The 21,661-nt window shown below is 34.8% G+C and carries 16 protein-coding genes, 2 pseudogenes and 2 other annotated features (1 of these 20 running past the window's edge); of the genes and pseudogenes, 4 read left to right on the forward strand and 14 right to left on the reverse strand.

From position 1 onward, the window contains the following. Nucleotides 1-185 (reverse strand) — a binding site (T-box leader) (it extends 54 nt beyond the left edge of the window). A gap of 99 nt (nt 186-284) precedes the next feature. The 7 genes and pseudogenes from DM800_RS01165 to DM800_RS01195 all read right to left on the reverse strand — a co-directional run bounded on the left by DM800_RS01165 (nt 285) and on the right by DM800_RS01195 (nt 10,727). Further along, a complete protein-coding gene (locus tag DM800_RS01165; RefSeq protein WP_147786242.1) occupies nt 285-4,487 on the reverse strand; it encodes a bacteriocin-processing peptidase family protein in 4,203 nt (1,400 codons plus the stop codon). A gap of 338 nt (nt 4,488-4,825) precedes the next feature. Beyond that, nucleotides 4,826-5,703, reverse strand: a pseudogene (locus tag DM800_RS01170) (class I SAM-dependent methyltransferase). A gap of 175 nt (nt 5,704-5,878) precedes the next feature. Continuing rightward, a complete protein-coding gene (gene argS / locus DM800_RS01175; RefSeq protein ID WP_088063225.1) occupies nt 5,879-7,567 on the reverse strand; it encodes an arginine--tRNA ligase in 1,689 nt (562 codons plus the stop codon). 46 nt (nt 7,568-7,613) lie between these two features. Next, nucleotides 7,614-7,828, reverse strand: a binding site (T-box leader). 40 nt (nt 7,829-7,868) lie between these two features. After that, a complete protein-coding gene (locus tag DM800_RS01180; RefSeq protein ID WP_147786243.1) occupies nt 7,869-8,645 on the reverse strand; it encodes a class I SAM-dependent methyltransferase in 777 nt (258 codons plus the stop codon). A 49-nt stretch (nt 8,646-8,694) separates the two neighbouring features. Continuing rightward, the gene (locus tag DM800_RS01185; protein WP_000063705.1) at nt 8,695-9,129 is read right to left on the reverse strand and encodes a BrxA/BrxB family bacilliredoxin; all 435 of its coding nucleotides are present in this window, start codon (nt 9,127-9,129) and stop codon (nt 8,695-8,697) included. A gap of 83 nt (nt 9,130-9,212) precedes the next feature. Then, complete coding sequence (locus tag DM800_RS01190) at nt 9,213-9,596, reverse strand: thiol-disulfide oxidoreductase DCC family protein (protein WP_098137211.1); 384 nt, start codon at nt 9,594-9,596, stop codon at nt 9,213-9,215. 3 nt (nt 9,597-9,599) lie between these two features. Further along, nucleotides 9,600-10,727 carry a conserved virulence factor C family protein gene (locus DM800_RS01195; protein ID WP_087982610.1) on the reverse strand — a complete coding sequence of 376 codons (1,128 nt, stop codon included), beginning with the start codon at nt 10,725-10,727 and terminating at the stop codon, nt 9,600-9,602. 258 nt (nt 10,728-10,985) lie between these two features. Between DM800_RS01195 and DM800_RS01200 the strand changes: the two are divergent. Together DM800_RS01200 and DM800_RS01205 are read left to right on the forward strand one after the other, a co-directional pair. Further along, a pseudogene (locus tag DM800_RS01200) lies at nt 10,986-12,120 on the forward strand (FAD-dependent oxidoreductase). A 122-nt stretch (nt 12,121-12,242) separates the two neighbouring features. Beyond that, a complete protein-coding gene (locus DM800_RS01205; protein ID WP_147786244.1) occupies nt 12,243-12,833 on the forward strand; it encodes a TetR/AcrR family transcriptional regulator in 591 nt (196 codons plus the stop codon). A 25-nt stretch (nt 12,834-12,858) separates the two neighbouring features. On the opposite strand, the gene DM800_RS01210 is transcribed toward DM800_RS01205, so the two are convergent. The 5 genes from DM800_RS01210 to DM800_RS01230 form a co-directional block, all read right to left on the reverse strand. Then, a complete protein-coding gene (locus DM800_RS01210) occupies nt 12,859-13,197 on the reverse strand; it encodes a single-stranded DNA-binding protein (RefSeq protein ID WP_048540931.1) in 339 nt (112 codons plus the stop codon). 158 nt (nt 13,198-13,355) lie between these two features. After that, entirely contained in the window at nt 13,356-13,610 is a 255-nt protein-coding gene (locus DM800_RS01215; RefSeq protein ID WP_000975142.1) for a DUF4318 domain-containing protein, read from the reverse strand. A gap of 153 nt (nt 13,611-13,763) precedes the next feature. Next, nucleotides 13,764-14,495: a Bax inhibitor-1/YccA family protein gene (locus DM800_RS01220; RefSeq protein ID WP_001260655.1), complete on the reverse strand. Its 732-nt coding sequence runs from the start codon at nt 14,493-14,495 to the stop codon at nt 13,764-13,766. Between the two features lie 75 nt (nt 14,496-14,570). Beyond that, nucleotides 14,571-16,466 (reverse strand): ABC-F family ATP-binding cassette domain-containing protein, encoded by a 1,896-nt coding sequence (locus DM800_RS01225; protein ID WP_147786245.1) that lies wholly within the window; start codon nt 16,464-16,466, stop codon nt 14,571-14,573. After that, nucleotides 16,463-17,110, reverse strand: coding sequence for an HD domain-containing protein (locus tag DM800_RS01230; protein WP_087982623.1), 648 nt, complete (start codon nt 17,108-17,110; stop codon nt 16,463-16,465). Before DM800_RS01230 ends, DM800_RS01225 begins: the two co-directional genes overlap by 4 nt. 109 nt (nt 17,111-17,219) lie before the next feature. Between DM800_RS01230 and DM800_RS01235 the strand changes: the two genes are divergently transcribed. Beyond that, nucleotides 17,220-18,005: a hypothetical protein gene (locus DM800_RS01235; protein ID WP_088063219.1), complete on the forward strand. Its 786-nt coding sequence runs from the start codon at nt 17,220-17,222 to the stop codon at nt 18,003-18,005. Nucleotides 18,006-18,117: 112 nt separating this feature from the next. On the opposite strand, the gene spoVS is transcribed toward DM800_RS01235, so the two are convergent. Beyond that, nucleotides 18,118-18,390 carry a stage V sporulation protein SpoVS gene (gene spoVS / locus DM800_RS01240; protein WP_000427790.1) on the reverse strand — a complete coding sequence of 91 codons (273 nt, stop codon included), beginning with the start codon at nt 18,388-18,390 and terminating at the stop codon, nt 18,118-18,120. A 474-nt stretch (nt 18,391-18,864) separates the two neighbouring features. Here spoVS and DM800_RS01245 point away from each other — a divergent pair, with 474 nt between their 5' ends. Next, entirely contained in the window at nt 18,865-19,449 is a 585-nt protein-coding gene (locus DM800_RS01245; protein WP_098088269.1) for a preprotein translocase, read from the forward strand. Between the two features lie 185 nt (nt 19,450-19,634). Here the strand turns inward: DM800_RS01245 and DM800_RS01250 are convergent, their stop codons facing one another. Beyond that, complete coding sequence (locus DM800_RS01250; protein ID WP_098088271.1) at nt 19,635-21,236, reverse strand: esterase/lipase family protein; 1,602 nt, start codon at nt 21,234-21,236, stop codon at nt 19,635-19,637. Nucleotides 21,237-21,661: the final 425 nt, after the last annotated feature.

The raw sequence follows: 21,661 nt of genomic DNA on the forward strand, positions 1-21,661 counted from the left end.
TAGCACTTAGCAACGTACTATCATACGTGTTCTTTGTAACGGTAGACATCCGTCCGGGCTTACTTATTTCAGCCTCGGCTCCTCGGAGATGATTTTCAAATAACGTCTGCACACCGGCTTTCAGCTATACACCGGCTCTCTGGGGAACAATTCATTATTTTACTCGTTCTCGTCTTCAGATTTGTATACTTTATTAAAAGCTATTTTATGCCATTGGGCAATAAATTGTCAACTAATTCTAAATATATATTTAATTATACCCTTTTTTCACAATTCCTATACAATTATTTCTTAAATTCTTGTATTCCAGCTAAATCTTCATCTTCTTCAATAAGCTCAGCAAAGAATCCTGATTCATCCTCACGAAGAACAATTTCAAGCTCTTGCTTCGCCTCTTCAATTCTATTTAACTGTGCTAAATAACAAGCGCGATCGTATCTTGCTAACAAATCACTCGCATCTATTGTTAATACATCATTTGTTATTTTTTCTGCCTTTAGTGTTTGTCCGGCACCATGATACGAAGATGCTAAAGAAAGAAGAATTGCTGCTTCATTTGGATGATGTATAGAAGCATTTTCTAATACATGAATTGCCTCTTCAAACCTTTCTTGACTTTGATACATTTCTCCTAAAGCAAGAAACGCTCTACTTACAAACGGTGTTTGCTCCGTTAATTGTAAGGTAATCTTTTCTGCTTTTCTTTCTTCTCCTATTTTAAAGAATACTTGTGCTTGTAAAAGAAGCGTATCATAATCATCTGGTAACTCTCGAACCATTTGCTTCGTTAATTCTGAAGCATCCCGTAACATATCTTCATCCTCACACGCCATGAAAAGATTTACAAGTTGCTTCGCTATATCGTAATCCCATTTATTTTCTAACGATGTTTGCAATACATCTATCGCCTCTTTATACATCTCCACATTCTCGTAAAATAGTGAAAATCGCTGCGCTGCCATACTATTTTTTTGATTTAACTTTAACGAAATTTCATACAAATCAATGATTGTAGTAATAATCGAAATTTCTTTCGCACGGTTTTTCATACGATAAAAAGCTCTCGTAATTATGGATTTTTTCGGCTGTTCATTTTGTTGTCGTTCAATCCATCTTTCCGTCACCGCAGATGCAGCATACATAAATGCCATACTTCTTTCTGCCTTCTTCACCTTTAATGTATGAAGAAAATCTCGTATGTTAGACAATTTCTTATGTTGTTCTATCGCTTTTACATACACATCAAATATTCGTTCATTATTTGCATCTTTTTGTATAACTTTCATTGCAATTTCAATTGCTTTTGCGTTTCTTTTTTTCACTAACACTTTGGCATAATGATATAGAACTTCTATATGCTCACTATCTAATTGAAGTGCCTCTTCAATCTGTGCTTGTTCTTTATCTATTTCATCCATCGCTCCATACACATATGCAATCGCATCTAATCGCCATATTTCAGGTGCTTCGTCCGCTAATTGTTCTAGTTCTGTCAATAACTCTTCCTGAAGACTCATTTCTACTGAAAGCTGTGCCAAATATTCCATATTAATATGCATCGGCTCTTCTTTCATAGCCTGAACCATATGACTTTGTTCTTTAGAACGATTTTCTTCTTTTTCATATATTTCTGCAAGCTGTAAATGCACACCTACGAAATTCTCATCAAGCTCTAAACATGTTTCATATGCTTGTTTTGCTTCCGTCAATTGCCCTAATGCCATAAGTATTTCACCAATTCGGTAATACGGTAATGCCGTTTCCTTTTGTTCTGTCGCCTTATTATACCTTTTCATCGCTTGGCCGTACTGCCCAATAGATTCATATAAAATACCTGTATAACAACCGTATTCGCTTATTTCTTTTCTTTCTTTGTGTAACGTTCTTAAGAATGCTATACCTCTTTGTACAAATACCGTTCCTTTAATTCGATTCACATATTCATCTAACGCACTTGCCACATTATATTCACTCTGCTTTATACCACTCTCTAACTTAGACAAAGCTAATTTAAACCCTTCTTCATTTCCACCAAGTTCAACCTCAGCATCCCATAGAACCATTCCCGCATTCATAAGAAAATCTTGGCTCTTTTCAATTTGTTTTTCAATACCGAGAATATATTGTTTCGCTTCCTTGTATTGTTCTTTCGCCATATAAACTTGCGTAAGTCCAAAGTGAGAATAAACATCATCATGATTTTCTTCTAAAGCACGATTATACAATGTTTCTGCTTCTTCCAGACTATCATTTTGAAAATGATAGTCACCGAGTTTTACGTATAGAGGTGCCTTATCGTCACAATTCTCAATACCTTTTAATAAAATTTCTTTCGTACTTTCCTCATCCTTCAAATCAGACTCGTATATTTCCGAAAGTTTCGTATAGATGTAGGGTGCATTACTATCCAAATAAATCGCTACTTTAAGCCCTTTTATCGCTAAATGTAATTTCCCTAAATGATGCGCACATCTCGCGCGCTCATACCATACATGTGCCTCATTTTTATTCTCTCTTAATAGGTCATTAAAAATTTCATACGCTTCTTCATATCTTTCCAAATCTATTAATATTAATCCGTGATTCGTTAAAGTGAATCTTTCTGGACTACGTTCTAAAGCAACTTGAGAAAACTGCAACGCCTTTTCAGATTGATCGATATACATGTATGATAGAGCGAGAAAACTCCAAGCAATCGGCTGATCTGCGTCTAATTGTAATGATGAACGAAAACTTGAAATCGCTTCTATATAACTTTCCTGTTCAAAAGCATATCTTCCGTTTATTAAATGATATAAAGCACGATTATTTTTCTTCTCAACACTTGTCAGCATTTGCCCGGCTTTTTCTAATTCTTGAAGGCGAATAAAGCACTGCGCACCATGCAATTTAACAAAATCTGAGTTCGGAAACTTCTCCATTAACTTTTCAATACAACATATAATAAACTCATTATCTACTTCAACATCTAAATGCTTAACTGTATATAACCACGTATTCGGATTATCACTCGTCTCTTTTAAAAATTGTACTAAGTTATGAATCCCCTCTTTATCATGTTCATCTAGATGATCCGTAAGAGAAAAAATAGATTTAAAATAATGATTTTCTTCTTCATTTAAAAATGCTAATTGCTCCTTCTTTTCTTTCGGAACAAACGTAATCGCTAAACAACCTGTGTAACGATATTTTTCTTGTAACTTACTATATTCCACAATAACTGGTTCTATAAAGTTCGGATCTTGAACATAAAAAGCTTGTAACATATCATCATATCCAGATAGCACTTGTACATGTGAAGCATGCTCAATATCTATACTTAATAAAACCGGAATCCCTTCATCCAGCAGTCTCTTATAATTTTCCTCATTCCCTTTAAAATAACGATATTCATAACCTAATTCTTCTAAATAAGAAACAGTATCTGAAAACTTTGAGCCTGTCATATCAAAAATAAACTCTGCTATTTCATCTTGTGTACGTTTTTCTCCCCATAACTGCAACATCATTTCTAAACTTGTCGGAACACAATAATTATCCTTTTGTACAATAGGAACTATCGGTAAATGCACCTTTTTTCCATCTGGATTTTTTTCTAAATTATGATATAAAGACTCTTTTAAACTTTTTTCTTCTTTTAATAACTGTTGTAAATCTACAAGTTTATTCATTTTGTAAAGCGCTTCTGCACGTAAATGTACAAAGTAAGCTTTATACGCATGATAAGGAAGCTGATTATTTATGTTATCTATTACCGCTAACATTTCTTCATACTTCCTTAAATCTAATAAATATTTTACCTTTTCAAAATGAAAATATGGTACTTGCGGGAACTTTACAATCGCATCATCAATTAGCTGTAATGCACGTTTTTGTTCTCCTTGATTCGCATATAATTGTGATAATAAATAGGTAGATAGCTCTTCACAATCTTTATGCTGCATGCCGGCTATAAATTGTTCTTCTGCTTTCTCCCATTCACCTGTATGCATATAGACGTAGCCCCATTTATCAAATACGGCACGTGAACTGTACTCCTCTGCCTTTTGCATATAGATTAGGGCTTCTTCATTTCGTTTCATTTCCAACAAACATCGTACTAACGTAAAATATGTTTTCGCTAAAAGATCAGCTTCTATTTCTTCTTTGCTTACCTCTTCTAATGAGTCTTTTAACAACTGTTCTACTTCAAGTATTTTCCGCTCATCAATTAACTCATCACAATATAAAGAGAGCGTTCTCATATTTGGGAATTTTTTGTAGGCGTAGCGAATGAGGAATGAACTGTATTGGTGCATAAGCCCTTCATCAGTAAGACGTATTAATATGTCAAACTCCTTATGTGAAGGAACACTAGCAAGCCAACTCTTCAAATAAGATAAAGTATTCTTTTCTTTTATATATGAAATTTCATTATTTATTTCCTGTAATCCATCTATAAATCTCTTGTCTTTCAAACAAGCATCTAACTGCTTAAAATCTAGCATGTATTCACCTCGAATATTTATTTGTACTGCTACTTGCTTAGATTTTACACATCATATTGTAGGTATTCAACTAAAATCTCTTATAATGGATGGTATTAATTAATATTATTCAAATTTATAACAAAATATAGTAAAAATGATTGTTTTTCTCCATATTTTGTTTAATTAAATGGAATAACGTAACATGAGGATTTTATCTTTTGGAAGCTGAAATCCGTACATGAAATTATATCGGCGATAATTTAAATATATCGACGATTTTCAAAATATATCAGCGATTATACGGTGGATATCGACTTACCGACAAAAAATGACAATCCTCAATAAATCGCTATCTTTCAACATACTATTTCACCAAATGTAATTTTCATATTCGGAGCATATACTAAAGAAGAATGTAGATGAAATGCCTTAAAGAATCGGAGTTCAGCTTCATATTGAGCTAGCGCATCATCATATGTTAATCCTCTAGCCATTAAACGTTCTATAAAATGCTGTTTATCACCCGGATCCCCTGCAATCCCCTCTTCTTTTAATGAATGATACAACCTTTGTTTATCATTATAGTGCATATTAGAATCTAAAAAGTTCACTTTATCACTTACTCTACATTCAATATTTTTTACGCCTAGTTCACTTAAACACATCGGTATTTTCATACCAATATTTCCATCTTTTCCGCTTCTCTGCATGTCATTTTCAAATAACTTCTGCAAAGCACCTAGCCTAATAAATTCCGATTGATTCTCTCCATCTAAAGAGTATGAAGACATATTTGATATCCAATGTGGTTCAAAACAGATTATTTTTCCGCCCTTTTTAATTGAATGTATCATTTTTTTAGCATCATTTTTGGCGAACTCATATGTAATAAGAAAGCATGACAAATTGCTATATCGTATGTATCTTTCAATTCAATTTCTGTAGCATCTCCCTCAAGAAATTCTGTCTCATACGGAAGTAAACGAAACAACTCTCTCGCTTCAGATAATAATGTTTCTCTACTATCAATGCCTGTATACTTTGATCCTTCTGGAAGTAAAGGCATTAATACTAAGCCTAAATAACCATATCCACAACCATAATCAACAATATGTACTGGCTTAGTAATCTTCCAAACCATATTTACTAAAAAGCTTACATAATCGTCGTTGTAATATAAATCTCTTGTGTTTTTTAAATATGCTAGTTTACTGTTCCAATCGTATGTTTCCAAGTTTAACGCCTCCTTTTTATATATGACATTACAATTCTCCATTTAATAAGGACATTCCTACACTTGAAACAATTCTAGAAAAATTTAGATTTAATAAAATAAAACTTCTGCTTTCACATTTTCTATAAAAATAAATAGGCATACATATCTACTATGATACGTATACCTATTTGTTTCACATCTCCTCAGGTGCCTCCACCCCAAGTAAACGTAATCCCTCTTTTAATACAACCGTCACAGCATACACTAATGCGAGTCTGCTGTCTTTCTCTTCGCTCTCTTCTAATATACGAACATTACCGTAATATTTATTAAACGATTGTGCTACATCCAATACATATTTTGAAATGATTGATGGCTCATTTTTGTTGAAAGCTGCTTCAATTATTTGAGGGAATTTATTCAGTAATTTTACAACGCTCCAGCTATGATCATCTTTTAATGCAAACGTACACGTTTCAAATTCTACACTTTCTTTTCTTAAAATAGAGCACGCACGTGCATGTGTGTACTGTACGTACGGTCCTGTTTCACCTTCAAATTTCAGCATGTTTTCTAATGAGAATTCGATATTATGCATACGCTCGTTTTTTAAATCGTGAAAGATAACTGCGCCAACACCGACTTGCTTCGCTACTTCTTCTTTCTGTTTTAAGTTTGGATTTTTCTCTTCAATATTTTGTTTTGCAAGGTCAATTGCTTCTTCAAGTACTTCTTCAAGTAAAATAACTCTTCCTTTACGTGTCGACATTTTCTTACCATCTTTTAAAATGAACCCAAACGGTACATGTTCCATGCCGTCAACCCAATTGTAACCAAGCTTTTTTAATACAGTGAAAAATTGATTAAAATGTAAACTTTGTTCTGGGCCAACTACATATAACGCTTTATCAAATGCATATGTGTTTTGACGGTATAACGCTGCTGTTAAGTCACGTGTTGCGTAAATCGTTGCACCATCGGATTTTCTAATTAAGCAAGGCGGCATTCCCTCTTCTTCTAAATTAACGACTAACGCACCTTCTGACTCTTCAAGCAAATCATGTTCTTCTAAAATCCCAATAAAATCTTCCATTAAGTTATTATAAAAGGCTTCTCCTTGAAAATTAGTAAACTCAACACCGAGAAGTTCATAAATACGAGAAAATTCTTTTAAGGATTCGTGACGGAACCAATTCCAAAGCTCAACAGCTTCTTCATCACCTTCTTCTAATTTCTTAAACCAAGCGCGTCCATCTTCTTCTAATTCTTCATCGTCTTTTACCTCTTCATGAAATTGAACATATAACTTAAATAGTTCACGTATTGGATCCTCTTTAACTACTGCTTCATTTCCCCATTTTTTATAAGCGGTAATTAACTTTCCAAACTGTGTGCCCCAGTCTCCAATATAATTAATTCCTACAACTTCATAACCACATTTTTCAGCAATATGTTTCAGTGAATTTCCAATCATTGTAGAACGTAAATGCCCCATTGAAAAAGGTTTCGCGATATTAGGAGAGGAATAATCGATAACTACCGTTTTTTCACAACCAAAGTGATTTTGACCGTACTCTTCTTTCTCCGCTAAAACCGTTTTTAATACATCATCACTTACCGTCTCACGATTAAAAAAGACATTTACATAAGGACCAACAGCCTCTACTTTCGTAAAAAATGGATCACTTAATTTTCCTGCAACTTCCTTTGCGATAATAGCTGGTGATTTTTTATATTGCTTCGCAAGTGAAAAACATGGAAATGCCGCATCTCCGAATTCATCTTGTTTCGGCGTTTCGATTAAATCTAAAATTTGATTTTGCGTTAATTCATTCGTAAAAATATCGGATAAACTTTCCGCAAACTGCGTTTTATAATCCATACTATATAACCTCCTTATTTTTTTAAACACAAAAAACTCGTCTCTAAAAAGAGACGAGTTTAAACCCGTGGTACCACCCTTGTTGTTCATTACGAACCACTTTCCCGTTTATAACGAGGACAGGGGGCCTCGGCTTACTCTACTATTCGTTCAAGAAGCATCTCCGAAGTGCGCTTCATCTTTTCCTTCCGCACTAGGCTCACACCATCCCTAGCTCGCTTTCCTTCTAAAAAAGACTACTCTCTTCATCACCGACAGTATATTTAATTAATTATTGCTTATTATACATCTTTTCAAACAATTAGCAAGGGTCAATTACACCAAAGTGAAACTTAGCACTTCTTCTTTTGTATACATGAAAATTATGTTTTTCAAATCTAGAACTACGGAAATGATCTTTCAGAACGACACGCTTTCTCGCCACACGCTTCGCTTCTGCAATTGTTTCGTTAGTAATATCATGATACAAAGCGAAGTGTTTTAATCCTTTTATTCCATCTGATTCTATAACAGTTTCTTCAAACATCGGATCAAGGTACACAACATCATAACTATTGTCTTCACATTGTGTTAAAAATGCGTAATGCTCCGTTTGCTTCACATCGATTCGTTGCATTGCCTCATCAATTTCAGAAACAGTTGAAGACCATGTTTTTAAACCATTTTCCATAATATAAGCCATATACTCATTGCCTTCAAGTCCCGTTACTTTTCCGCTTTCACCAACAATATAACTAGCTACAATACTATCTGATGCCATACCGAGCGTACAATCTAATACTGTCATTCCGCTCTCTAATTGCGCGGCTTGTACAAACGGATCGTGTTCTCCGCGCATTAACCTTTTCACACGAAACATCGCTGAGTTTGGATGAAAGAAAAATGACTCTTCCGTTCCTCTCGGATAAATAGCTAATCGGTTTTTCCCTACAACAAGTACATCTTGTTCATACTGCTCATGCAGTCTATGTACTGGTACGTCATTACGTTTAACGAAAGAACGATTTAATTCTGCCGCTACCTTGTTTGCATAATCTGTCATTTCTTTGTTTGTTCTTCCTGCTGTTGTTACGATCATTGTTTCACCTCTATATAAAGAAAAGAGGGAGATTTACTCTCCCCCTTCTTTAGCAATTCTTTTCGAAAGCTTGTTCTAAGTTCGTAATAATTTCGTCCATAGTTGCACCTTCAATTTCATGACGGTGAATGAAGTGAACAACTTCTTTTCCTTTTAATAATGCCATAGATGGTGAAGATGGAGGAATTTCTCCGAAGTATTCACGCATTTTTGCAGTAGCATCTTTATCTTGACCTGCGAATACAGTTACAAGATGATCTGGTTGTTTTTCAGCACGAACAACTGCTTGACCTGCTGATGGACGTGCTAAACCAGCTGCACAACCACAAACTGAGTTTACAACTACTAAAGTTGTACCTGCCGTGTTTTCCATAAATTCTGTTACAGCTTCTTCTGTAGTTAACTCTTCAAACCCAGAACGCACTAATTCTTGACGCATTGGGATTACCATTTGGCGCATGTATTCTTCATAAGCATTTGACATCGTGTAATCTCTCCTTCAACTTTCATTCCAAATTCATCATATCACGCTCTATTACTAGGTGCAAAAGAAAGATAACGATGATTTCATTTTTTTGTAGGGATTTCACAAACCCCTTCACGGCAATGTCCAACTGGGACAAGTTTTCTATTGTTAGCGATATAATCGTATACTTTACTTCCAAATCCGAGTACGATAGATAGTTTTATAAAAGGAACGGCAAACCAATAAGATGGAACGGCCTTTGCTAATACATGTATGCTATGAATTCCGGCATACCACTTATTATTTTTTAAAATATACAATCTTTGTTCCATCTTACTTTGTAGTTCTTGAGAAAGTTCATACTTCTCAACTACATCTTCATCTCGAAATGAAACAAATTGCATCTTACCCTTTTTATCTAGTTTTTTCGTACGTTCTGCAACCGCCGTACACATCGGACACCAACTATCATAGAAAACAATCATACATTACTCCCCTTTACGAGACTCCGTCATTTGTTTCCATACAGAACCTTTTGCTTCTTCTCCACCTTCAATACGCTCTAATGCTAGACGCGCTTGCATCGCTACTTCAAACTCCGGATCATCTTGCGCTGCTTTTAATGCAGGAATCGCACTTTCATCTCCAAGTTCAAATAAGAACATAGCTGCACGCCAGCGTACTAATTTACTTGAATCTTTCAGAGATTTAATCATAACGAACATCGCTGCTGGATCACCTACGTCTGATAAGCAATCGCCCGCTGTACGGCGAACACTTACTGAACGATCTAATAACGCTTTATATAATAACGGCAATACCCCATCACCTTTTACCATACCTAAATACGCTGTTGCTAAACGGCGGATTGAAACTTTTTCATCATCTAACGCCATCTTCAACACTGGCATATCCTCTTCAGTAGGATCCATTTGCTCTAATGCTGCAAAACGATTTTTCCAGTCAGCATCTTTCATCATCTCTACTGTTACTTTATATGGCTCACGCTTTTGAATCGTTACTTCAACAGCACCTGCCTGGTTTAATAATTCTTTAACTGTTTCATTTACACGTTCTTCTGAATAAGCAGCAACAATCTCTTCTACTACTTCTTTCCCGATTTCTTCAAAATTACCGTAACGTGTACCTTGTTCTACCCATTTGCGCTCTTTCACAACGTTTGGTGCAGACATTTGAACTTTCATAATTGATTCTTTAAAACGATCTGGTAAACCAACACGTTCTTCCGATGTTCCATCTGTTAACTTTACTTGCATTGGAATTGTAAAGAACATTTGAACAAACACTTTCACTTCCCCAAAATGAGCAAGTTGTTGTTCTTCACTTTCTTCTACTACCTGTTCGCCGAAAACAGCACGAACTTGTTGTAATAAAACTTTCCAGTCAAACTTCGCATTTCGCTCCACTGCTAAAAAGTCGGCTACATGATATACACCTTTAATGCCTTCAATTTTCAAAATTTCTTGCACTTGCATTGGTGCTTGTTCTTTATTTTCATTTGTATAATTATTTCGCGCTCCTGATGGTAATACTTCATTCAAAATAACTTTCATTGTATTTGGACTTGGCGTCGGTTCAATTGCTTTAATCTTCACGTAAAAAACTCTCCTTTATTGCGTGTTCTTAGCTGTATTGTAACATGTTATCACTCTATACTCCTACTCGGATGCTTAATTTTGCTAATTCCTTTTCTACATTTCTTAGAAGTTTCATTCATTCTATTTTCACCTAATCGTTCGAAAACTAAAGTTAAAAGTATAATTGACAATACCAGAAAAAGGGATTAACCTTAACTCATAAAATGACTACGGTCATTTTATGGTCAAAGTCACTCTAAGTTGGAGGGATATCAAATGAATAATGTCATAATTATTGGTGGCGGTATTGCTGGACTTTGCGCAGCAATTTCCTTACAAAAAATAGGATTAGATGTAAAAGTATATGACCAAAATACTGAATCTACTGTTGCTGGTGCAGGTATTATCATCGCCCCAAATGCGATGCAAGCACTTGAACCATACGGAATTTCTGAGAGAATAAAAAAAAATTGGCAACGAAAGTGACGGCTTTAACCTTGTATCCGAAAAAGGAACTATTTTTAATAAATTGACCATTCCAGCATGTTATCCAAAAATGTACTCCATTCATAGAAAAAATTTACATCAATTACTACTTTCTGAACTAAAAGAAGATACTGTCGAATGGGGAAAAGAATGCGCAAAAATAGAACAAAATGAAGAAAACGCCTTAAAAATATTATTCCAAGATGGTAGTGAAGCACTTGGTAATATACTCATTGCTGCTGATGGTATTCATTCTGTCGTTCGAAAACAAGTAACACAAAGCGATAATTATCGTTATGCAGGATATACGTGTTGGCGCGGCGTAACTCCTACTAATAACCTTTCTTTAACAAACGATTTTATTGAAACTTGGGGAACTAACGGTAGATTTGGTATCATCCCTCTTCCCAATAACGAAGTATACTGGTATGCGCTCATAAACGCTAAAGCTAGAGATCCAAAATACAAAGCTTACACAACAGCAGATTTATATAATCATTTCAAAACTTACCACAATCCCATCCCATCTATTTTAAATAATGCATCGGACGTTACTATGATTCATCGTGACATTGTAGACATTACACCAATGAAACAGTTTTTTGAAAAGCGCATCGTATTTATTGGGGATGCAGCTCATGCACTTACTCCTAATTTAGGTCAAGGAGCTTGTCAGGCGATTGAAGATGCGATTATTTTGGCTGAATGTATTAAGAATAATGCCCATTATCGTCAAGCATTCATAGAATACGAACAAAAAAGACGAGATAAAATTGAAAAAATCTCAAATACTGCTTGGAAAGTTGGAAAAATGGCGCAAATAAAAAGTACACCTTTAACTATAGTGAGAAACGAAGTAATGAAACGTATTCCGAAATGGATTTCTGAAAGACAAGCACATGAACTATACAACTTTCATTTATAACAAAAATGAGAAACAGCATTCTCTACCCTTCTTTCAATTACATTAAACTTAATCATGAAGTAAGATTTTATTTAAGATTATCTATTAAACAGATATAATTGTTTGTGTTAGGAGTAGATAAAATGCTTAGAGAAACGAGAAAGAAAGAATTAAAAGAACTTATATTCCTAAAAGCAGTACAACTCTTCCAAGAACGCGGGTACGAAAATGTAACGGTTCAAGATATTACTACTGCATGCGGGATTGCAAAAGGAACTTTCTTCAACTACTTTCCGAAAAAAGAAAACATATTATTATTTTTAGGTGATTCTCAAATTGAGCTATGGAATGAAAGTTTAAAAGCATATGAAAATGTGGAACATCCAAAAGAAAGAATCCAACTTGTTCTAGGAGACTTACTAGACCGTTTTACTGGACATGGTGATTTAATGCAGCATGCCGTCTTTGAGATTATTAAGTCTAACTACTTAGTAGAAGATGAAGTAAAAAGCATACAACAACTACAAGAAGGTTTGTCTTCAATTATTGCAGAAGCAAAAGCGACAGGAAAATTAAACAGTAAATGGGATATACATATTATCACCTCTACAATTATGAGTACTTATTTTTATACATTAATGTCCCATTCACTATTACATGCTAATGAAATAAACGCGAAAAATATACTCAATCAACAATTAGATGTTGTTTGGGAGGGTATCAATCAAAAGTGATAGAGGGCTATACTACTAAGCCCTCTTATTGTGATGCCCCCTCCCGCCTTTTCTCCAAAAATGTAATGCTCTCAATCAGAACTTCCGTTATATATATTCTCTTTCCTTGATCATCTTCGTAATTCCTCGTATGAATACGTCCGGTAATTCCAACAAGTGACCCCTTCTTACAATATTCAGTTACATTCTCAGCCGATTTTCTCCAAACGACACAATTAATAAAATCTACTTGTTGCTCACCTAAACTATTTCGAAAACCTCTATTCACCGCAACACATACTCGTGCATAAGCGACACCTTGCTTTGTGTAGTATAATTCTGGCTCCTTTGTCAATCTACCGATTAATACAACTCGATTCATCATATGTTATACCACCTCACATATTTTTCTTCATTGTAAAGAAAAATGTATGAAGGGTAAAAAGCGTAAAATAATATATTTTAAAGTAAAAAATATTATTTTATATGCTGTAAAAGAAAAAAAGAAACCTTACATATATTAAACATGTAAGGTTTCAAAATTTATACTTCACTACAGGAAATGTAATATCCACCGCGAGCCATCTTTATCTCAACACGATACATTACATTTTCTAAGTAAAAAGTAATCGGTTTAACTTTACTCTCAAAATTCAATTGTTCCTGACATTCAACCGCATACCTTTCAATAGCGGAAATAATAACTTCTGATGATGGATACGTTAAAGCATCTTCTAGTTCTATGAAAAAACTTTTAGAAAATAGTTTTTTCATAATCCCTTTCTTCTCTTTCATCATATTCCATCCCCCTTCAATTTGAATTACCAACAACCATATTATACCATTACCGAAATTACCCTGCATTAACAGGCAGTATAAGCCTCACTGATTAAAATTTCACTCTATCTTTGAAAATAAAAAAATCCTGCATTTTTCATGCAGGATTTTTTATTAGTCATTTTTCGTAAAGTAAGAAACGAAACGAAGAATTTCTAAATATAACCAAACTAATGTAAGCATTAGTCCCATCGCAGTGTACCACTCCATATATTTCGGAGCTTGACTACGTACACCATTTTCGATTAAATCGAAATCTAGTAATAAGTTTAATGCAGCAACTACGATAACAACTGCACTAATAATAATACCAATCGTACCGCCTTGGTGAATGTACGGAACAGTTACACCAAACATGTTTAGTAGAAATACGACTAAATACATAACCATAATTCCAAGTGTTGCTGCCATCACGCCTGTACGGAATTTATCCGTTACCTTTACTACACGCGTTGCATATAACACTAACATTGCAAATAGAATTGAGATTGTTAGTAATACAGCATTTAAAACGATAGAATCGCCAAATTTCATTGTATAAACCGCTGAAATACTACCTAATACAACCCCTTCTACCGCCGCATAGATTGGTGCACCAAAAGGTGAAATACGCGGAAAGAACATAGACGCAAATGCGATGATTGCCGCAACGATTAAAGCACCAATTAATACCGGCATCTTCATCGTCCCCTGCATCATCTGTATGTATGAATAGACAGACGTTGCAAGTAGCAAGATAAGCATAATAAACGTTTTGCCTACTGTTCCGCCAATCGTCATCGCAGAAGCGCTTGCTCCCTCTTTACGGAATGCCTCTTTTTTCAACATTGGATTAGATGTTCTCATTTTTTCCCTCCTAAAATAGGTTCTACCAATAGTGTAAAGTTTTTCTCTTTACTTTTCAATATATGCAGCTTGTTTTTATTTTAATCCTTCAACGATGTCTGATAGTTCACTCCATCTTTCCATCGTTTTTTCTAGCTCTTCTTCTGTTTTCTGCTGTGCTTCAGATAATTCTTGTGCCTTTGTGAAGTCAGATCCAACTTTCGCAAGTTCTTCTCCAATTGACTCAATTTTCTCTTCTAGTTCGGCAATTGTATCTTCAATTGTTTCCCATTCACGCTGCTCTTTGTATGAAAGTTTACGTTTACGTTGTTGTTTCGGAGCTTCTTCTACTACTTTTTTCTCTTTTTGAACTTCCGCCTTCTCAATAAGTTCTTTCGTCTTTTCCATTTCTAAAAAGTCCGTATAACTACCTAGGAATTCACGCACTTCGCCTCCGCCACTAAAGATGAACAATTCATCTACTACTTTATCTAAGAAGTAACGGTCATGCGATACAGTTAAAACGACACCTGGGAAATCTTCTAAATAATCTTCCAGTACTGTTAATGTTTGTGTATCTAGATCATTCGTAGGTTCATCAAGTAATAGTACGTTTGGTTCTCCCATTAAAATACGTAATAAATATAAACGTCTTCTTTCACCACCAGATAGTTTACCAAGCGGTGTACCATGTGAGTGCGTCGGGAATAAGAAACGTTCTAGCATTTGAGATGCACCAATTACTTTTCCGTCTGTCGTATGAATAACTTCTGCAATCTCTTTAATGTATTCAATCATACGCTGATTTAAATTCATCTCTTCATTTTCTTGCGTATAATAAGCAACTTTTACAGTTTGTCCTACTTCAACTTCACCACTATCAGGAGCTAACTTGCCTGCAAGCATATTTAATAGAGAAGATTTTCCGCTTCCATTCGCTCCAATGATTCCGATACGATCTCCTGGTTTCACAATATGATTAAAGTTGTGTAATACCGTTTTATCACCGAATTTTTTCGTTACCTCTTTTAACTCAAGTACTTTTTTGCCAAGGCGACTCCCGCTAAGCGCAATATCAACTGACTGTTTTGCAGCTGGTCCTTCTTGACCTTTTAACTCATCAAATCGTTGAATACGTGCTTTTTGCTTTGTCGAACGAGCTTTTGCACCGCGGCGGATCCATGCTAGTTCGCGGCGATATAAGTTTTGACGTTTTGATTCTTGCGCAATTTCTTGTTCTTCACGAAGTGCTTTCGCTTCTAAAAATGTACTATAGTTTCCTTCGTAACTATATAGTTTACCATTGTCTAATTCAAAAATGCGGTTTGTCACACGATCTAAGAAATAACGATCATGGGTTACAAGTAATACCGCACCAGTATATCTTGCTAAATATTCTTCCAACCATTCAACTGTCTCATGGTCAAGATGGTTCGTAGGCTCATCCAAAATTAATAAATCAGGTGTTTCAATAAAACATTGCGCCATTGCAATACGCTTTTTTTGTCCACCAGATAGGTTTCCAACAGTTGCTGTAAAATCAGTAATTCCTAATTTCGTTAATAACGATTTTGCATTCGCATTTGCTTCCCATGCACTCATCGCATCCATACGTTGCTGCACTGCAAATAATTGTTCCTGTACTTTTTCATTACTTGGATCTTTTTCGATATTTAATAACGATTGTTCATAATCACGAAGAAGACGAATTAAAGGTGTATCACCATGGAACACTTGTTCTAATACTGTTAGTTTTTCATCAAACTCTGGTTGCTGTGATAAATAACTAATTGTATAACCACGTGAATGCGTCATATCACCTGTATCAGGAGTTTCTAACCCTGCAATAATTTTTAATAATGTCGATTTACCAGTACCGTTTACACCAATGATTCCGACACGTTGTCCTTCTGTAATACTACATGATAATCCATCAAATAACGGTTTTTCTCCGTATGATTTCGATAAGTTTTCCACAGTTAACATTTTCATATTTGTGCATTCCACTCTTTCATAAATTGTTCAATAAACTGTTCCATATAACGATGACGAACTTCAGCCTCTTGTTTTGCTGCGTTCGTGTTCATTAAGTCTTTTAGTTTTAAAAGTTTTTCATAGAAATGATTTAAAGATGGATCGTTATTTTTTCTATATTCATCTTTCGTCATCACTTCACGCGGAGGAATAGTTGGATCATACATTAATCTCCCTTTCGCTCCACCATACGCAAATGTGCGAGCTATTCCAATTGCTCCAAGAGCGTCTAAGCGATCCGCATCTTGAACAAGCTTCCCTTCAAGTGAATCCACTTTACCGCCATGACCACCTTTATAAGACATATTGGCGATGATATGAAGAACATGTTTACTTTCCTCTTCTTCAACATGTAACTCTTCTAACCAATCAGAAACTTTTTTCATTCCTGCTTCTTCACTTTCATTTAACTTCTCATCTGCCACATCGTGAAGTAATGCTGCCATTTCAATTATAAAACGATTTCCCCCTTCTTGCTCGGATAAAGAAATCGCCAGTTTATGTACGCGTTCAATATGATACCAATCATGCCCACTCGCATCTTTTTCTAAAATATGTTTTACAAAAGTAATTGTTTTTTGAATCTTTTCTTGTTTTGTCATTTTATCTTCACCCAGTTACTTATTGTAACACGCCCGCATTTTTTCATCACATATTTTCTTGTCCGCCCATACACTGAGTGGTAAGCATCATCATGGAGGAGGAATAAATATGTTCTATAATAATCAACCGCCTTATCCACAACAACCATTTTACCCTCAGCAACAGGACCAAAGATACACAGAACAATATGAAGAACAAGAGCAACAATATGAACAAAATCCATACGAAACACCGCAAAACCAAGAAGCTAATTATCAACAAAGCTCATACGACACACGTCCTAATTATGAATATCCTCAAAACCCATATGCAGCACCGCAAAATCAAGAACAACAATATCAGCAAAATCCATATGCAACAACGCAAAATCAAGAAACTGAATATCAACAAAATCCATACGACTCACGTCCAAATTATGAATACCCTCAAAATCCATATGTAGCACCACAAAATCAAGAGCAACAATTTCAACCAAATCCATACGAAACTCAGCCGCAACAACCACAATACCAACAACAAATGTACCAACCAAACTACAACGCGCGTGTCTCACCGCCTAAACCACCAACAATTGATCCAACACAACCACAAATTTTACCCCCAGGACCAACACTCGATATTACACAACCGCAAATCTTACCGCCTGGACCAATTACAGAACCAACACAACAACAAATTCAACAAGTTGTCGGTACACAGTTTTTACCTTTAAAGAAACCTGTACTAGATTTCGTAAAACCTTGGGTAGATTACGGTTTAAATGAAGCTAAACATACATCACATAAACACGCTTTAACAGAAGTTGCGGCGATTATGTTTTTAGTTGGAAAAGGATTCAACCCGACGATTGCACATTATATTGTGGAATCTTGGGAGAAGAATGAGCAGTTTTAGAGGTTTTTATTCTCACCAAACTATAAAAGTGTCACAAATGCCTATTTCATAAGCATTTGTGACACTTTTTGTTTGTTATGTTAAATGTCATTTCAATACTGAATTACTGCAGTTACCTTTTCCTTCTAGGACCTACAATTAATTTAATCGCCGTTCTTTCTTGATCATTAATAGTAACCTCTTGAAATGCTGGAACAAAGGCCAAATCAATACCACTTGGAGCAACAAATCCTCTTGCGATTGCAATTGCTTTAATCGCTTGATTTATAGAACCCGCCCCAATCGCTTGAATTTCCACATTGCCACTTGTTCTTAGTACACCAGCTATTGCACCTGCTACTGAATTTGGTTTTGATTTTGAAGATACCTTTAATATATTTTCCATGTAAGTTGCTCCCTCTATTATTTAATCGCTCTTTTGTTACGGTTTAAAATATTTCAACGTATCTTTTATTACTATTCACACCAAAAGCAAACAATGCTACATATGTACATTCATTCGATACTTTTCGTCTTCTTCCTGCCCCACTACGTAAATAAAAGACAATAACCATAAACCCTAATATACAAACACTTCAAAATAGACATTCACTTAAACTATCACATCATTGCAACTGAGGATAATGGTTTTACTTTCACATGTAAAATATGCGTGCCCGCTTTACTTCAATCTTTCAAGATATTCCACTGATATTTCCACCAAAACATCAACCTTTTCTTCTTCAAAATCGTTACAGCTACTATTCTATTACTATATTTCATCGTATTAGCGCTTTATACTCCAAATCTATCACCTTTTATATAAGACAAGCATAAAATACTATGAGTATACACTTCATTCATAATAGGAGGTAATATATTGGGTTCATACTATCATTCTTCAAATTCAAATAAAAAATGTTCATGTAACTCTTCTTCCAGTTCATATAAAAAATGTTCATGCAACTCCTCTTCTAGTTCCTATAAAAAATGTTCATACGACCATTCACATAAAAAAAGCTGTCCAGCATACGGCACTTTTTGGCAAACTGAGTTTATAACTGTTCCTTTTGGAGATCCTTTTCCATTTAATCACGTTGGCCCTATAGCAGGAGGAGTTTCCTTACTAAATCCTACTACTATACAATTTAGTCAAGCTGGTGATTATAGAGTTTCTTTCATTTCAACGATTAACACTACTTCAAACCCTGTCTTTCCACATATTCCAGTCATGACTATATTTTTAAATAATAATCCACTTGCTAATAGTCAAGGTGATTTCGCTTTCCAAATGAATACTTCATCAAATAACGAATGTCTTCAACTAGCTGGCGAAACGATTGTTACAGTGACAGCTAATTCCACTCTTCAACTGAAAAATAATAGTGGTTTTAATCGTCAAAGTATTGCAACTTGTGATAATGGTATTAATTCAGTTGAATTAACAGTTATAAAACTAAGTTAATAATCCTCTTCACATTCAGATGCTATTTCAGCATCTTTTTTTATTGAATAATGCTCTTTTGATTCCTATAATCAAACATAAATTCCATTGTACGTTTCTGTTAATCTAATAAACATGAAAAAAGTACCGAACTCTTCTACTACAAAAGTTCGGTACTTTTTATATTAAAAACTTCTCATTCTTTCTTACTTCTCCACATAAACCGACTTAACAATTGTACGATTATACGGTTGTCCTTCTTTATTCGTCCCTTTTATATCCATCGTAACGTTATATACTCCTGGTTGCTTTATGTCCTTCAAAGCACCAGTAAACGTATTGTTATTACCCTTTTGTAATTCATTGTATTCAGAGACTAGTTTCCCTTCTTTATTAACTACTCTTACTGTTATAGAAAGATCCCCTTTCATTTCCGGTGCCACAGGTGATTTTTTCAGTTTATACTCAGATTTATTCACTTTAACTTTTGTAGGCATTTGGAGAACAAATGGTGCACCACTCTTGTGATCGCTTACAATTAAAAATGCATCTTTCGACTGCTTCGCCATCATTTTAACTTTCCATTCTCCTACATCCATTTTATCAAATTTAAATGTTCTAATAGTCGCACCACCAAAGAAAGATTCACCTTCACCAGTAGTTATAACGCTATCTTTATTTGTATACATTTTTCCTTTTGGAGATATCATTTGTACTTCTACATCAGAAGACGCTGTTAAGATAGAAACTATTCCTTCAGCTTTTTTATCAACCGTAACGGTTTGCTCTATCCACTGATTTTGTGGCAATTCTCCTCCTAAAATGTTTTGATTTGAAGTTGTATTTAGTTGTTCTATATTTTCATCTGAACTAGTGCTGGATGCTACTAAAGCTGGTACAGCTACATTTGATGTACGTAAATATGGTTCAATTCGTGAGAAAACAGCAGATCCTTTTCTTATATTATCATGATCAAATCTGGAATCTGTAAATAAATGCGTTCCATACGGTAACTTAGCACTCCACTCATTTACTAGTCCATCATTTGAACCGTATGATGACAAATAGAACCCGCCCATAGATAACGCAGAAAATACTGGTCCCCAGCTAGTACCAGTAACCGTATAGTAACGATTTAATTTAGCTGATGGATTATTATCAATCGTTGAACGAAATTTCGCCATTTCCCCCATTTGCAATGAATACGTACCATCATCTTTTTGACCTAATATAGAAGCAAGCCATCCTGCCCACCAACTATATGATAAATCCGCCAAGTTTGATCCATGATGTGGCGTCGCAAGCGTAATAACATTTCCAACAAATCGATTTGCACCATATCCTACTAATGCAGCCTGTGTATCGATACCGCCTTTACTATGTGCTACAATATTAACTTTTTTACCGAAGTGATTATATATTTCTTCTAACTTTTGTGCTAACAATTTTCCGTTGTCCCACTGACTAGCTGACCCTTTCCCAGCAGCATCATATAATTGTATAAATACTGTTTGATAGCCTGCTTTCAAAGCATAGTCATACATATCATTTATATCGTGATACACTGTCTTTCCATACCAACTATCAGCATTCCCATTCCTTCCTTGTACAAAAAGAATTGGAGGCTTATTCTCATCATAATTAGCAGGTTTTTGACCTAAAAACCATTCTCCAGGTGTAAATACTTCTGTATCAGGAAATCCCTTTCCAAGCTCTTTTACAACTTCTGCCCGTACATTCGTGCTAATCATTGGAGCCATAATTAAAAATACAATCAGTAAGGCAACACATCTTCTCATCAATCGCATGTTACTCCCCCCACTTTTTTTGAAAGAAGGTGCTCTTTGTAATATTTTTTTATCTTCTCTCTTAATACTAGATAATCTTTTTACTTAAACAAAATCTTGTCCCTATTTGCAAGAGATTACTAGTACACCTTCTTTCTTAACTCACGTTATTCTCTTTGTTTCTATCTCTTCCTTTTGAGAGAACACTATAAAAAAGTTTCTCAATAATTGTTAACCGTACTAAATCCAAATATCTCTAAATCATTATTGTCTATATAAAGTATACAAATCTTGAAAAAACTTTAGGAAAAAAACACTTTATTACCACCTAGTTATAAAAAAGATTAATGAAGATATGTACTTTTATTTAATTTTATACAAAACAAACGAATAGAGGCTTATACTGTAAGACTTTCCTACCATTAAATTTTAAACTGAAATTTCCG

It is taken from the genome of Bacillus sp. AY18-3, assembly GCF_008042305.1.
In the GTDB taxonomy this organism is placed as follows: Bacteria; Bacillota; Bacilli; order Bacillales; family Bacillaceae_G; genus Bacillus_A; species Bacillus_A wiedmannii.

What these genes read in the sequence shown, in the direction of transcription:
- DM800_RS01230 (WP_087982623.1), bottom strand. Translation starts at nt 17,110, where the DNA reads ATGACAAAACAAGAAAAGATTCAAAAAACAATTACTTTTGTAAAACAT.
- DM800_RS01235 (WP_088063219.1), top strand. Translation starts at nt 17,220, where the DNA reads ATGTTCTATAATAATCAACCGCCTTATCCACAACAACCATTTTACCCT.
- DM800_RS01220 (WP_001260655.1), bottom strand. Translation starts at nt 14,495, where the DNA reads ATGAGAACATCTAATCCAATGTTGAAAAAAGAGGCATTCCGTAAAGAG.
- DM800_RS01180 (WP_147786243.1), bottom strand. Translation starts at nt 8,645, where the DNA reads ATGATCGTAACAACAGCAGGAAGAACAAACAAAGAAATGACAGATTAT.
- DM800_RS01210 (WP_048540931.1), bottom strand. Translation starts at nt 13,197, where the DNA reads ATGATGAATCGAGTTGTATTAATCGGTAGATTGACAAAGGAGCCAGAA.
- DM800_RS01190 (WP_098137211.1), bottom strand. Translation starts at nt 9,596, where the DNA reads ATGATTGTTTTCTATGATAGTTGGTGTCCGATGTGTACGGCGGTTGCA.
- DM800_RS01215 (WP_000975142.1), bottom strand. Translation starts at nt 13,610, where the DNA reads ATGATGAAAGAGAAGAAAGGGATTATGAAAAAACTATTTTCTAAAAGT.
- DM800_RS01250 (WP_098088271.1), bottom strand. Translation starts at nt 21,236, where the DNA reads ATGCGATTGATGAGAAGATGTGTTGCCTTACTGATTGTATTTTTAATT.
- DM800_RS01225 (WP_147786245.1), bottom strand. Translation starts at nt 16,466, where the DNA reads ATGAAAATGTTAACTGTGGAAAACTTATCGAAATCATACGGAGAAAAA.
- DM800_RS01165 (WP_147786242.1), bottom strand. Translation starts at nt 4,487, where the DNA reads ATGCTAGATTTTAAGCAGTTAGATGCTTGTTTGAAAGACAAGAGATTT.
- spoVS (WP_000427790.1), bottom strand. Translation starts at nt 18,390, where the DNA reads ATGGAAAATATATTAAAGGTATCTTCAAAATCAAAACCAAATTCAGTA.
- DM800_RS01185 (WP_000063705.1), bottom strand. Translation starts at nt 9,129, where the DNA reads ATGTCAAATGCTTATGAAGAATACATGCGCCAAATGGTAATCCCAATG.
- argS (WP_088063225.1), bottom strand. Translation starts at nt 7,567, where the DNA reads ATGGATTATAAAACGCAGTTTGCGGAAAGTTTATCCGATATTTTTACG.
- DM800_RS01205 (WP_147786244.1), top strand. Translation starts at nt 12,243, where the DNA reads ATGCTTAGAGAAACGAGAAAGAAAGAATTAAAAGAACTTATATTCCTA.